Annotated in this window: 13 protein-coding genes; 10 read left to right on the top strand and 3 right to left on the bottom strand. The window is 44.1% G+C overall.

From position 1 onward, the window contains the following. Positions 1-28 precede the first annotated feature (28 nt). The 6 genes from ACRHOZ_RS13460 to ACRHOZ_RS13435 all read left to right on the top strand — a co-directional run bounded on the left by ACRHOZ_RS13460 (position 29) and on the right by ACRHOZ_RS13435 (position 5,079). On the top strand, positions 29-442 hold the full coding sequence (locus ACRHOZ_RS13460; protein ID WP_431126474.1) for a GNAT family N-acetyltransferase: 414 nt from the start codon (positions 29-31) through the stop codon (positions 440-442). Between the two features lie 51 nt (positions 443-493). Then, positions 494-1,126 (top strand): Crp/Fnr family transcriptional regulator, encoded by a 633-nt coding sequence (locus ACRHOZ_RS13455; protein WP_431126472.1) that lies wholly within the window; start codon positions 494-496, stop codon positions 1,124-1,126. A 62-nt stretch (positions 1,127-1,188) separates the two neighbouring features. Continuing rightward, on the top strand, positions 1,189-2,913 hold the full coding sequence (locus tag ACRHOZ_RS13450; protein WP_431126470.1) for a SulP family inorganic anion transporter: 1,725 nt from the start codon (positions 1,189-1,191) through the stop codon (positions 2,911-2,913). A gap of 66 nt (positions 2,914-2,979) precedes the next feature. Next, entirely contained in the window at positions 2,980-4,389 is a 1,410-nt protein-coding gene (locus ACRHOZ_RS13445; RefSeq protein WP_431126468.1) for an MBL fold metallo-hydrolase, read from the top strand. Between the two features lie 6 nt (positions 4,390-4,395). Next, on the top strand, positions 4,396-4,776 hold the full coding sequence (locus ACRHOZ_RS13440; RefSeq protein WP_431126466.1) for a rhodanese-like domain-containing protein: 381 nt from the start codon (positions 4,396-4,398) through the stop codon (positions 4,774-4,776). A gap of 33 nt (positions 4,777-4,809) precedes the next feature. Next, entirely contained in the window at positions 4,810-5,079 is a 270-nt protein-coding gene (locus tag ACRHOZ_RS13435; RefSeq protein ID WP_431126464.1) for a heavy-metal-associated domain-containing protein, read from the top strand. On the opposite strand, the gene ACRHOZ_RS13430 is transcribed toward ACRHOZ_RS13435, so the two are convergent. From ACRHOZ_RS13430 to ACRHOZ_RS13420, 3 genes are read right to left on the bottom strand one after another with little or no spacing between them, the layout of a single operon-like run. Next, on the bottom strand, positions 5,076-5,957 hold the full coding sequence (locus ACRHOZ_RS13430) for a sterol desaturase family protein (protein ID WP_431126462.1): 882 nt from the start codon (positions 5,955-5,957) through the stop codon (positions 5,076-5,078). The two genes, ACRHOZ_RS13435 and ACRHOZ_RS13430, sit on opposite strands and share 4 nt — an antisense overlap. Before the next feature lie 8 nt (positions 5,958-5,965). Then, positions 5,966-6,418 (bottom strand): monoheme cytochrome C, encoded by a 453-nt coding sequence (locus ACRHOZ_RS13425; RefSeq protein WP_431126460.1) that lies wholly within the window; start codon positions 6,416-6,418, stop codon positions 5,966-5,968. A 1-nt stretch (position 6,419) separates the two neighbouring features. Continuing rightward, positions 6,420-7,640: a sulfite oxidase gene (locus tag ACRHOZ_RS13420; RefSeq protein WP_431126458.1), complete on the bottom strand. Its 1,221-nt coding sequence runs from the start codon at positions 7,638-7,640 to the stop codon at positions 6,420-6,422. 278 nt (positions 7,641-7,918) lie between these two features. On the opposite strand from ACRHOZ_RS13420, the gene ACRHOZ_RS13415 reads away from it, so the two are divergent. Genes ACRHOZ_RS13415 through ACRHOZ_RS13400 form a run of 4 tightly spaced genes read left to right on the top strand, consistent with a single transcriptional unit; the run spans position 7,919 to position 13,014 of the window. After that, a complete protein-coding gene (locus ACRHOZ_RS13415; protein ID WP_431126456.1) occupies positions 7,919-9,691 on the top strand; it encodes a PQQ-dependent sugar dehydrogenase in 1,773 nt (590 codons plus the stop codon). Positions 9,692-9,703: 12 nt separating this feature from the next. Beyond that, positions 9,704-10,957: an amidohydrolase/deacetylase family metallohydrolase gene (locus tag ACRHOZ_RS13410; RefSeq protein ID WP_431126454.1), complete on the top strand. Its 1,254-nt coding sequence runs from the start codon at positions 9,704-9,706 to the stop codon at positions 10,955-10,957. Positions 10,958-10,967: 10 nt separating this feature from the next. Continuing rightward, complete coding sequence (locus tag ACRHOZ_RS13405) at positions 10,968-12,065, top strand: bile acid:sodium symporter family protein (RefSeq protein WP_431126452.1); 1,098 nt, start codon at positions 10,968-10,970, stop codon at positions 12,063-12,065. Between the two features lie 10 nt (positions 12,066-12,075). Continuing rightward, positions 12,076-13,014: an RraA family protein gene (locus tag ACRHOZ_RS13400; RefSeq protein ID WP_431126450.1), complete on the top strand. Its 939-nt coding sequence runs from the start codon at positions 12,076-12,078 to the stop codon at positions 13,012-13,014. The last annotated feature ends 1 nt before the right edge of the window (position 13,015 follow it).

The raw sequence follows: 13,015 nt of genomic DNA, 5'->3' as shown, positions 1-13,015 counted from the left end.
ATTTTGATTCATAAAAAGTCAAATTAACATGGACAGCTCAAGGCTACACTTTAGACCATTGACCCTGGAGGATTATCAGCATTTAAGAGCTACTACCGAATGGGAAAAACTGGAGGACGCCCAAGTGGAACAGGCATTGCAAAACGAACTGTTCTCGGTCTGTGTGTGCTATAACGATCAGCCAATAGGAATGGGAAGGGTAGTGGGAGATGGAGCCATCTATTTTTACGTTCAGGATGTAATTGTTCATCCGAAATTTAAAGGGAAGGGCATAGGTAGAATGATAATGCAGGAAATTGAAAAGTACCTAAATGAAACCATCTCCCAATATGCCTTTGTGGGGCTTATGGCTGCACAGGGAGTAGCTGCGTTCTATCATCAATTTGGCTATTCCAAACGTCCAATGAAAGGTCCCGGCATGTTCAAAATCGTACAGAAATAACCTGGGAATTTAAGAAGTTAAATGACTACTTTTAAAAGGTAATTCTGTACCATGGAGACTGAACTGTACAACATCTTCGGGAATCATTTTGAGCAGCCGTTGTTGGATGAAATTATGAGTGTGGGCAAGCTTGTTGAATATCCAGCAGGTGAAATGTTGATGGATATTGGCAATTATGTAAGGAGTATGCCTTTACTACTATCCGGAGCCATAAAGATACTGCGGGAGGATGATGAAGGGGACGAACTGCTTTTGTATTATTTGGAGCAAGGCGAGACCTGCTCCGTAACCATGGCTTGCTGCTTGGGACAGACCAAAAGTGAGATCAGGGCCATTACGGAAACCGAAGCAAAAATGATTATGGTTCCCGTGCAAAAAATGGAAGAATGGCTGGCAAAGTACAGGGGGTGGAGAAATTACGTTTTTGACAGTTATCACAGCCGATTGAACGAGTTAATGCAGACTGTGGACAGCATAGCATTCAAGAATTTGGACCAGAGATTGGTGGACTATCTCGTAAAGAAATCCGAGGTTACCAATGATAAATGTATTAGGAGCACCCATCAAGAAATTGCGTATGATCTGCATACTTCCAGAGTAGTGGTTTCCAGGCTTCTGAAGAAGCTGGAAAAGATGCAGAAACTGATTTTGCATAGAAACTATATAGAACTTATAGACCTTTAGGTTTGTGTCTTAGGTTACCGAAAATCAGAATGAACTACCTTACATTTGCCCAAAGCCACTAAATGTTAGCACGGTATTTTCCCATTTTGTCCTGGATAAAAAAGTACGATCGTTCGGCTTTTGTGAGTGATTTGTTTGCAGGCATAAGTTTGGGGATTATGTTGGTGCCCCAGGGCATGGCTTATGCCATGATTGCCGGCTTACCCCCCATTTATGGATTGTACGCCGCTCTGGTACCACAACTTGTTTACGCACTTACAGGTACTTCCAGACAGTTGGCAGTTGGGCCAGTTGCAATGGATTCCCTGTTGGTGGCCGCTGGTATCGGAGCCTTACATTTGGCTTCCTTGGAAGATTATATAGCAGCGGTACTTTTTTTGACCATGGTTGTAGGTGGGGTGCAGATTTTGCTTGGAATCTTTAGAATGGGGTTCTTCGTTAACTTTCTGTCCAAACCGGTCATCAGTGGGTTTACATCCGCGGCGGCCATTTTAATTGGTTTAGGGCAATTGAAACATATTCTGGGAACCCAATTCGCGCAATCGAGCAAAATTCATGAGCTGCTTCAGAACATTTTCAACAGCCTGTCGTATATCAACACCTTTGCCCTTATTGTTGGTTTGGTGGCCATTGCCATAATCCTGCTTTTGGGAAAAGTGGGAAAAAGATTGCCCATAGCTTTGCTCATTGTTATTCTGGGGATTTTGGCAGTGACCTTTTTTGGCTTGGAAAATAGAGGTGTTCCTCTGGTAGGGGCCATTCCCGAAGGTCTGCCGGGGTTTCAATTCCCCAATGTTCAGCTGATTGAGCTTGGAGAAATTTTGCCCTTGGCCATCACTGTGGCACTCTATGGATTTATGGAAGCCATTTCCATAGCTAAGACTTTGGAGGAACGTCATCCGGAGTATGAACTGGATGCCAATCAAGAATTAAGGGCCTTGGGATTGTCCAATGTATTGGGTTCATTTTTCCAATCCTTGCCTGTATCTGGGAGCTTTTCAAGAACAGCGGTCAATGAAAATGGGGGTGCCAAGACTGGAATGTCCTTGGTGTTCAGTGCCCTCTTTATTGCTGGAACATTACTCTTCCTGACTCCCTTGTTTTATAATTTACCTACGGCCGTCTTGGGCGCCATCATTATGGTATCTGTGTTTGGGCTTGTGGATTTGAAATATCCCTTGACCCTGTGGAGAAACAGAAAGGATGAATTTTTCTTATTGCTCGTAACATTCGCAATGACACTTTTCATAGGTCTCATTGAAGGCATTTTATTGGGGGTTTTGCTTTCCTTGTTTTTGTTGGTGTACAGGACTTCGCATCCCCATATTGCCATTTTGGGCAGAATTAAGGACACGGATTACTTCAAAAATATTGATCGCTTTTCTGAAGAGGTGGAGGTAGACCCGGATAAGTTGATTTTAAGATTTGATGCGCAATTGTATTTTGGCAATAGGGACTACTTTAAAAGGCAGCTTTACAAACAGGTTGACTTGAAGGGAAGCCAACTAAAATTCGTAATTCTCAATGCAGAGGCCATAAATTATATTGATAGTAGTGGAGCGGCCATGTTGGAGCGGATCGTCAAAGATCTTAGGAAAAAAGGAATCCAGTTTTTTATTTCAGGAGCTATTGGCCCTACAAGGGATATCTTTAAGAGCAGTGGTTTAATCGATATCATTGGTAAAGAAAACCTTTTTGTAAGAATCTTGGAGGCCGTGGAATACTGCTCCAATCAAAAGAAACGGAGTAAAATCCAGGAAAAAATATCCCTGCAATCTAAAACCTAAGCTTTGTAACTTTGGTCACTGTAGGGTTGATGCAATGAAGTTATTTTTGAACAAAATTTCAAAATCATGAAAATAGAACAGATATATACAGGATGCTTGGCCCAAGGGGCTTATTATGTTGAAAGCGAAGGTGAAGTAGCGATTATAGATCCGCTTAGAGAAGTGGAACCCTACACCAAAAGAGCCAAGGAAGACAACGCAAAGATCAAGTATATTCTGGAGACGCATTTTCACGCTGATTTTGTGAGCGGCCATGTCACCTTATCCAAGGAAACTGGCGCACCCATTGTTTACGGCCCAATGGCCAACCCGTCCTTTGAAGCCATTATTGCAAAGGATGGTCAGGAATTCAAGTTGGGAAAGCTCACCATAAAAGTGCTTCACACTCCAGGACATACCATGGAGAGCACCACCTTTTTGCTCAAGGATGAAACTGGAAAAGACCATGCCATATTCAGCGGTGACACCCTGTTTTTAGGGGATGTGGGTAGACCGGATTTGGCACAGAAAGCTGCGGACATGACCAAGGAAGAGCTGGCGGGAACCCTCTATGATAGTTTGCGAAGTAAAATTATGCCCCTGGCGGATGATGTTATTGTATATCCCGCGCACGGAGCTGGGTCTGCCTGTGGAAAAAACATGATGAAAGAGACGGTGGATACCTTAGGGAATCAGAAAAAAATGAACTATGCCCTAAGAGCCAATATGACAAGGGAAGAGTTTATTGCTGAGGTGACAGACGGGCTATTGCCACCACCGCAGTACTTTCCATTAAATGTAAAAATGAACAAAGAAGGGTATGAGGATATAGATGTGGTTTTGGAACGCGGAACCCAAGGGCTAAGCCCGGATGCTTTTGAAACAGCAGCGAACGATACGGGAGCAGTGCTCTTGGACGTGCGTCATCAAGACGACTTTGCCAAAGGACATGTGCCACGTTCAATTTTTATTGGACTTGGAGGTAGTTTTGCTCCTTGGGTAGGAGCGCTCATTGCGGATGTAAAGCAACCCATTCTTTTAATTGCCCCGGAAGGCAAGGAAGAAGAAACCATCACAAGGTTGTCCAGGGTTGGGTTTGATGGTACTTTGGGTTACTTAAAAGGTGGAGTGGAAGCTTGGCAAAATGCTGGTAAGGAATTGGATTCCGTTGAGAGTATTGATGCAACCACGTTTAAAGAACGATTGGAGCAAAAAGTTCCCGTTTTTGACGTTCGAAAGGAACCGGAGTTTTTGGCTGAGCACGTTGAAGACGCTGCCTTAGCACCTCTTGACTATTTGAATGATCATTTGGCTGAATTTCCTTCGGAAGAGACCTTTTATGTGCATTGTGCAGGAGGTTACCGTAGTATGATCGCGGCTTCCATTCTCAAAAGTCGGGGAATTCATAACTTAGTGGACGTAGCCGGTGGATTTAAAGCCATCAAAGAAGCGGGAATTCCCGTGACCGACTATGTGTGTCCAACTACCTTGAAATAGTATCAAATGAAAAATAGCTTGCGGTACCTGGCGTCAATTGTTTGTTGCCTACTGTGCTTTTCTTGTCAACCACAGAAGGAAAACGCAATAAAGAAAATTGACAAAGCTACCATGCAGGCTGAGGCTTTGGGCCAAGGTGTCCAGTTGGTGGACGTTAGAACCCCAGAGGAGTATGCGAAAGGGCATATTGGAGACGCTGTTAATATCAATGTTAATGCCTCTGATTTCGAAGAGCGGATATCGCAAATGGACAAGGAGGCTCCCATTTACCTCTACTGTAAGAAGGGTGGAAGAAGTAATCGTGCAGTAGGGATTTTACAGGACTTGGGCTTCGAAACTATTTATGACTATTCAGGAGGTTATGATGATTGGATAAAATCGGAATAAAAAGAAATTTCTCCCAGACCTAGTATTTTTAAAATGAAAATTGAATTTCAAGTGCAAAACCTTAAATGCGGAGGTTGTGCCAATACCATTGTATCCAAACTTGAATCTATGGAAGATGTTGAGGAGGTACAGGTGAATCCGGAATCTGGAATGGTCAAGGTAAGCTATGGTTCTGAGCCTACAGCTGTGGCGCTAAGGGAAAAATTAAGAACTCTTGGCTATCCTGTCTTGGAAGATGACAATGGGGTTTTGCTCAAAGCAAAATCGTATGTAAGTTGTGCGATAGGACGATTCGGAAACTAAGAATCCTTTGATTTGGTTTTTCCGAAACCGTAAAAAAGTTGTCCCCAAAAACCTTTGGGCATATGTTCATCACCAGGATATCCCAGTGCAATGGTACCGCTATCTTCAGGAATGTAATTCGTTTTAAAAAGATAGTCCCAAAGGCTTAGGCTTATCCCAAAATTAATTCCATAACTCCCTTTGGGCAGCACATAGGAATGATGGTACAAGTGCATTACGGGATTATTGAAAATGTACTTTAATGGCCCATAGGTAATTTTGACATTGGCATGATTCAGGTGACCAATGGCAATGGCCGCAAAGTGTACAATAAAAGCCTGTTCAGGTTCAAAGCCTCCCAAGAGCATTACCCCAAAGGTTTTTAAAGGTTTATAGAGAATATTTTCCATCCAATGGTACCGCAAGTGTGCGGCAAATCCCATTTCCTTTACACTGTGGTGCACCTGATGAAACCTCCACAGTACCGGAAACCGATGAAGCATGACATGGGTAAACCACTGGACAAAATCCAACACTATAAAAAAGATGAATAACTGAAGCCAAACGGGCCGTGCCGTTAAATCGACCACTGCAATACTTTTTGCGGTAATTCCGAGCTTGCCAAAGAGGATTTCCAAAATCTTGTACGCCCCGCTTACCACTATGGCGAAGATGAAGAAGTTGAAAAACATATAAAAACCATCCAGCCAGAAGTCCTTGCGGAAAATCGATTGCCCTTTTCGCCATGGAAATAGGATTTCCAGGCCCCATACGAGCAAGGAGATGATAATCAATCCCCAAAAATAGTTGGTGTTCCAAGGCACCTGAAATAGGATGGACTTCCATGTCCATTGTGCGGTGCCCAAAAAGCTGTTCGTAAAAGCTTCAATATATTCCATGACTAAATCTACTCAAGTTCGTACCATACAGTTTGGTCTATGTTTTGCCGTCTGCCCTTGGAGGTAGGAGCATAGTTTTTGGCCAAATAGCTAAGGATGAGGTCTTCGTTATTCCCTAAATCCCATAAGTTTTGGGTTTCTTGCATCCAGCGAATGGTGGCTTCCCAACCTTCCCGGCTCATACGGTTCTGCGTCACCAATTTGGCCGAATGGCAATTGGTGCAATTTTGAATGGTCGCCTGCATGCCCTCATCGTCGACAAATCCTGTTGCCAGATGAATGCCATTTTCTATGCTATCATCCACAGCAACAACGGGTATAATTTCATCAATCTCTAATGCTGGTTTTGGTGGTCGATTGACCCAATAGAACAAGCCGCCGAACAACACTATAAATAAGAGTAAAAATAAAAAGAGAAGTCGCGATAGCTGCTTCACTTGATGGATAAAATCCCCTTTCATGCTATACTACTTTAATGGCAATTCGGTGACAAGCATTGTTTAAATAACCCTTGGGATTCCAACCTGGTAATACCATGGGCTGACTTTTGCCATTTTGGTCTGTGGCTTTGGCCCAAACTTCATAATATCCTTTTTTGGGAAAGCTGATAGTGGCTGAAAAATGCTGCCAAGCCAACCTATTGACAGGCTGCTCCAACTTGCATTTTATCCAGGTACTTCCAAAATCAATGGAGTACTCCACTTGGGCAACTAGAAGATCACCTGCCCAAGCATGGCCATTGATATTCAGCTTTCTGTCGGCTTTGATCAGGGCTCCACTTTTGGGGTAGGTAATCAAGGATTTTACAGGCATGGATTCAATAATACACATATCCTCATCCTCAACCTTGGTTCCTGGGGATACGGTTTCACAAGGGACTCTGTACGAACTGCCTCCCATTTTGGCTCCATCATGTACTTTGTTTCGAACACTGATGCGGTTGATCCATTTTCCCGAAGCTGAAGCTGGCCATCCTCCGCAAACCAATCGCAAAGGGTAACCATGGGCCAAAGGAATGTCCTCCCCGTTCATTTGAAAGGCAAGCAAGGTCTCATCCTGTAGTGCCTTGGCAATAGGGACACCTCTGGAAATAGGTTCTTTGTTTGGGTCACCACTCAAATGGGTATCCGCAGCATGGTATCCAACATAAACTGCATCGGACTTGAGCCCCACGGATTCCAAAACATCGCGTAAGCGAACACCCGTCCATTGGGCAGAAGAAACAGCCCCGATCGTCCATTGGTTTCCTTTGGCAGGAGGGTCAAACTCACTACGCCCGTTACCACCACACTCAAGGGTTAATTGGTAGGTATATTGTCCAAACTTGTTTTTTAAATCTTGTAACGAAAATTGCTTTTGGGATTGCACGGATTCCCCATCAATGGTCAGGGTCCATTGCGAGGCATCTATGTTTGCGGGGATGATACCGTTGTTTCGGATGAACATGAATTGGTTTGGAGTTACCCGATCATTCAAAAGATGGGCTTGGGCCTCCATGTTCCAAGGTTTGTTGTTGAGTACCACCATCTCCTTGTCCTTGGCAAAAAGCTTGAACGGGTCTTGATCCTGCAAGAAAAGAGGAAGGTAATTGGAGGGAAGTTTGTTGGCAAAAACAATCTCAAAACCAAAAGTCCCAGCAAGGGTTCCCAATATGCTTTTGCCCAAGAAATTTCTTCTGTCCATAGTCAAAATTAGCTATCAAATCCACGCATCAAAAGATACGGATTATAGCAGTAGGGACAGGCTTAAAAATGAATCAATTTATGCCGTGGGAGCATCACATTCTAAAGGGTTGGTTTGGCCAAATATGGGTAAATTGCATATTATCAGTAGAATATCGGCGTAAAGAGGCGCAACAACGTCCTTCGTCTACTTTTTTGGCAACGAACGGAATATAGTTATACCTTAAAAAGGTTCTTGAAGAACCTCGCTCAATAATCAACCATTATTACAGCAAAAACATGGGGAAAGGCATTCGTCTACAGTTAAAGGTTATACTGTTTGGTGTAGCATTCGGTATAATGGCATCAGGATGTGAAAAAGATACAGGTGAACCCAACGGAGGGTTGTTCTTACCTGAAGGATTTAAGGCCACTGTCATGGTGGATAGTATAGCTGAACGGGTAAGGCATTTGGCGGTAGCACCGGAAGGTCAAGTGTATGCCAAACTTCGCAACTCAAATGAAAATTCGGCTATTGCCGTACTGCACGATCCCAATAATGACGGCAAAGCAGAAGAAGTCCTCAAGTTTGGAGGTTACCGAAAAAAGCAAAAATGGAGCTATGCAACCGCTATGCATGTGTATAACGGTTACCTTTATTTTAGCTCCGAGCTGGTGGTTTATCGCTATAAATTAACTCCTGGAAGCCGGATTCCTGAAGGAGATGTGGAGGTGGTTCTTACAGACGACCATGAACACGGTAAACATGAGCATATTGGCAAGCCTTTGGCTTTTGATGATCAAGGGAATATGTATGTGCCCTTTGGTGCTCCATCCAATGCCTGCCAGAGTCCAAAAAGAACCCCAGGAGCTCCAGGACAGGATCCATGTCCGGATTTGGAGAAACACGGGGGCATTTGGAAATTTGATGCCAATAAACTGAACCAGACCCAGGAGGATGGGCAAAAATTTGCGACTGGGATTCGTAGCGTTGTGGCTATGGATTGGAACCCAGATGATAAGAACCTTTATGTGGTTGTCCATGGACGGGATGATTTATTGCGATTGTTTCCAAATAAATTCAATGGCTGGCAAAGTGCATTGCTTCCGTCTGAGGAATTTATAAGGGTTGAGGAAGGTTCTGATTTTGGATGGCCCTATTGCTACTATGATCAACTACAAGAGAAAAAGGTCCTGGCCCCTGAATATGGTGGGGATGGCAAAATAGTGGGCAGATGCGAAGAGTGCGATGACCCCATAATTGGCTTTCCAGGCCACTGGGCTCCCAACGATTTGGTTTTTTATCAAGGCGATCAATTTCCCGAACGCTATAAGAACGGGGCTTTTATCGCTTTCCATGGATCCACAAATAGGGCGCCCTATCCGCAATCGGGATATTTTGTAGGTTTTGTACCTTTTAAGAATGGAGAACCTTCTGGGGAATGGGAGGTTTTTGCGGATGGTTTTGCCAAAGTAGACCCCATAGTTAGTGTTAGGGATGCAAAATTCAGACCTATGGGAATTGCATTTGGACCTGATGGGTCTATGTATTTATCGGATTCCGTAAAAGGAAAAATTTGGAAAATTGTTTTTGAAGGTGATAAGGCAACTTTTGGTGAAACTGACTTGGCAGCAATGGAAGCAAGAAAGGAGTTGTCCCACATTCGTACCCCGGACGAAATTGAAGATGACCTGACAAAGGATGAAATCATTTCAGGAGGCGCACAAACCTATTACACCTATTGCAGTGCCTGCCATCAAAGAGATGGTCAAGGTGCCACAGGGAGATTTCCACCTTTGGTGGACACCGATTGGGTGACTGGGGATAAGGAACGTCTTATCGGAGTTACCTTGGAAGGAATGGACGGTAGCATTGAGATCAATGGAACCGTTTATAACGGTGTAATGCCCCAGCACAGTTTTTTAAGTGATGAAGATATAGCGGAGGTCCTTACCTACATCCGATCGAACTTTGGCAATGATGCGAGTGCTATTTCCGAAGAAGAGGTTCAGGCGGTACGAGCAAAATTGGATACGCAGGAAGAAGAAGACGAGAATAACCATACCCATTAAATAGAACATATTATGAAAGCAAATCCAATCCTCAGCATATTGCTATGTTGCGCGTTTGCTGTTACCACATTACAGACGCACGCGCAGGACTATGACATTCTGATTAAGAACGGTCATGTCATCGATGCAAAAAACAATATTGATCAAGCCATGGATGTAGCCATAAGCGATGGAAAGATTGCCAAGGTGGCTGCAAACATTCCCAAGAAAAGCGCAAAAAATGTTGTGGATGCCAAAGGATTGATCGTATCCGCTGGATATTTGGATATCCATAGCCATAATTTTCATGGAACTTTACCAGGAGCCTATTTGAGCAATAGCTTTTCGGCCCTACCACCGGATGGATTTACGTTTAGGAGTGGCGTAACTACCATAGTGGATGCTGGCGGTGCGGGATGGAGGAATTTTAATGTATTTAAAGAACAAGTTATTGACCGCTCTAAAACCAGGGTACTGGCTTTTTTGAACATTATTGGGTCAGGGATGAAAGGCGGGGCTGTTGAGCAAAATTTAACGGATATGGATGCCAAGTTGACCGCTATGGTGGCCAAGCAAAATCCGAAGGCTGTGGTTGGGGTAAAATTGGCCCATTATTCTGGTTTTGACTGGACACCAACGGAACGTGCCGTGGAAGCTGGCACCTTGGCAAGTATTCCTGTTATGATTGATTTTGGGGGCAGCGAACCTGAACTTCCGTTAAAAACCTTACTGCTCGAGAAACTTAGGCCTGGTGATATTTTTACGCACGCCTACGCCAATGTCAGAGGTAGAACTCCCATTGTTGATGGCAGCGGAAAAGTGCGTGATTACGTTTTTGAAGCTCGAAAAAAAGGAATAATTTTCGATGTGGGCCATGGCGGGGGAAGTTTTCTTTTTGATCAAGCCATTCCTGCCTTGGAACAAGGGTTCAAACCCAATTCGATCAGTACGGACTTGCATACGGGCAGTATGAATGCTGGTATGAAGGATTTGAGCAATATCATGTCCAAATTTTTGGCGATGGGGATGTCCTTAAAGGAAGTGGTGCATGCCGTTACCCATCACCCGGCCACCATTATTAAAAGACCCGATTTGGGTCATCTTAGTGAAGGCGCTGTAGCCGATGTTACCCTGATCAGTGTAAGAAAGGGGGAATTTGGGTTTGTGGATGTCCGAGGAAAAAAGATTACTGGTTCTGAGCGTATTGAATGCGAACTTACCCTTAGGGAAGGGAAAGTGGTCTGGGACATGAATGGAATATCCAAAGAAGAATGGAAAGCTAACTAACTACATATTTATGAAAAAACAACATAAGATCCTGCTTGCGATTGGACTCGTCTGTCTTGCTGCTGGAATTGCATTTTTGGTAACGGGGAATACCCAACTTTCAGGACCTGCCTTGGTCCTCTTTTTCCTCTTATTGGCCTTGGCCTTAAGAGGGCATTCTTTTTTAAAGGGGTTTTCCTATACCATTTTAATTTTTGCGGCGGTCACTTTGGCCATGTACTATCCATCCTATTTTCAAGAAGCTGGTGGATTTGAGTTCAAGATCTTGATTGTGCCGCTGTTGCAGATCATCATGTTCGGAATGGGGACGGCCATGAGTTTTAAGGATTTTATGGGCGTGGTAAAAATGCCCAAGGGCGTATTGGTGGGATTGGTATGTCAGTTCACCATAATGCCGGTTTTGGGATTTGGCATAGCTACTCTGTTTGCTTTTCCTCCAGAGATTGCGGCTGGTATAGTTTTGGTGGGATCGTCACCAAGTGGTCTGGCATCCAACGTAATGGCGTATTTGGCCAAGGCCAATTTGGCCCTTTCGGTTACGCTAACGGCTGTTTCCACCTTATTGGCTCCCCTAATGACCCCATTATTGATGGAGGTATTTGCAGGTGAATTTGTACCTATTGATTTCTGGTCCATGATGTTGAGCATTGTAAGAATTGTGATTCTGCCTGTGGCGGTAGGACTATTGTTCAACCACTTTTTTCACGGAAAGGCAAAATGGTTGGATAAGGCCATGCCCATTGTTTCCATGGCAGGAATCGCCTTTATTATTGTAATCATAACAGCTGCTGGTAGGGATAGCCTATTATCTATTGGATTATTCCTGGTTGTTGCTGCCATCTTGCACAATATGGCGGGCTATTTCATGGGTTATTGGGGTTGCAGGATTTTGAAAATGAAAGAGCAGGATTGCAGGACCATCGCCTTGGAAGTGGGAATGCAGAATGCTGGATTGGCTTCAGGAATTGCTCTGGAAATGGGCAAGGTGGCCACCATCGGATTGGCCCCGGCCATTTTTGGCCCATGGATGAACATTTCAGGTTCCTCTTTGGCCACCTGGTGGCGCGAAAAAAGCCCTTTTAAAAATGAGAATCAAGAAGAAAAATAAAAATTCAAAAATGAAACCAACCCTATTCAAGTATTGTAAAATAGTCTGTTTAGTAGCCTTTTTTCTTATTCAGGCTTCAGTCCAAGCACAGACCACCTCCAAGGAGCAGATCCTTTTTCTGACACCACAGTGGCAGGGAGAGCGCTTTGATGATGGTCGGCCTAAAGTGGCTGACGATGTTTTGGAACGAATGAAAAAGGTTACCATAGAAGAAGCCTGGGGCGTTTTGAGAAATGAGGGATATCACAACCAGTTTGAAGGTGGCTGGCAGCCCTTGCATGATGATGTTGTGGTGGTAGGAAGAGCACTTACGGTTCAATACATGCCCAATCGCCCGGATGTGGCAACTGTGATCAAAGAAAACGGGACAAAGGAGGGAAGGATTGGAAACACCAATTCCTGGCCCATAGACATGTTGGAGGAAGGGGACGTCTATGTTGCCGACGCCTTTGGAAAAATAGTGGATGGAACCTTGATTGGTGATAATTTGGGAAATTCCATCTATGCAAAGTCCAAGACTGGGGTTGTTTTCAATGCTTCCAGTAGGGATATGGAAGGACTTTCCGAGATAGAGGGCTTTAACGCTTTTGTGCGTGGTTGGCACCCGTCATTTTTAACAGAGGTGATGCTGCTAGGCATCAATCAGCCTATCCGAATGGGAGCGGCAACGGTTTTGCCGGGAGATGTGGTTTTGGCAAAAAAGGAAGGAGTGGTCTTTGTTCCCTCCCATTTGGCCGAAAAAGTGGTGGTTACCTCCGAAGTGGTAAGACTTCGTGATTTGTTCGGGATTTCCCGATTGAAAGAAGGCAAATATACCCCTGGGCAAATTGATAACAAATGGACAGATGAAATTGAAAAGGATTTTTCAGGATGGCTGAAAGATCATATAGATGAGCTTCCGGTCCCCAAAGAGCAGATTCAGGAGTTGCTCAAAAAACGCATGTGGTAAA

The organism is Flagellimonas flava, from assembly GCF_050617915.1.
GTDB lineage: Bacteria > Bacteroidota > Bacteroidia > Flavobacteriales > Flavobacteriaceae > Flagellimonas > Flagellimonas flava_A.
Note: the sequence above shows the minus strand (reverse complement) of the source record. Positions and strands in the feature narration are given on the sequence as shown.

Bases quoted from the DNA above. Each gene is read 5' to 3' on its own strand.
- ACRHOZ_RS13460 (WP_431126474.1), top strand. From the start codon at position 29: ATGGACAGCTCAAGGCTACACTTTAGACCATTGACCCTGGAGGATTAT.
- ACRHOZ_RS13455 (WP_431126472.1), top strand. From the start codon at position 494: ATGGAGACTGAACTGTACAACATCTTCGGGAATCATTTTGAGCAGCCG.
- ACRHOZ_RS13450 (WP_431126470.1), top strand. From the start codon at position 1,189: ATGTTAGCACGGTATTTTCCCATTTTGTCCTGGATAAAAAAGTACGAT.
- ACRHOZ_RS13445 (WP_431126468.1), top strand. From the start codon at position 2,980: ATGAAAATAGAACAGATATATACAGGATGCTTGGCCCAAGGGGCTTAT.
- ACRHOZ_RS13440 (WP_431126466.1), top strand. From the start codon at position 4,396: ATGAAAAATAGCTTGCGGTACCTGGCGTCAATTGTTTGTTGCCTACTG.
- ACRHOZ_RS13435 (WP_431126464.1), top strand. From the start codon at position 4,810: ATGAAAATTGAATTTCAAGTGCAAAACCTTAAATGCGGAGGTTGTGCC.
- ACRHOZ_RS13430 (WP_431126462.1), bottom strand. From the start codon at position 5,957: ATGGAATATATTGAAGCTTTTACGAACAGCTTTTTGGGCACCGCACAA.
- ACRHOZ_RS13425 (WP_431126460.1), bottom strand. From the start codon at position 6,418: ATGAAAGGGGATTTTATCCATCAAGTGAAGCAGCTATCGCGACTTCTC.
- ACRHOZ_RS13420 (WP_431126458.1), bottom strand. From the start codon at position 7,640: ATGGACAGAAGAAATTTCTTGGGCAAAAGCATATTGGGAACCCTTGCT.
- ACRHOZ_RS13415 (WP_431126456.1), top strand. From the start codon at position 7,919: ATGGGGAAAGGCATTCGTCTACAGTTAAAGGTTATACTGTTTGGTGTA.
- ACRHOZ_RS13410 (WP_431126454.1), top strand. From the start codon at position 9,704: ATGAAAGCAAATCCAATCCTCAGCATATTGCTATGTTGCGCGTTTGCT.
- ACRHOZ_RS13405 (WP_431126452.1), top strand. From the start codon at position 10,968: ATGAAAAAACAACATAAGATCCTGCTTGCGATTGGACTCGTCTGTCTT.
- ACRHOZ_RS13400 (WP_431126450.1), top strand. From the start codon at position 12,076: ATGAAACCAACCCTATTCAAGTATTGTAAAATAGTCTGTTTAGTAGCC.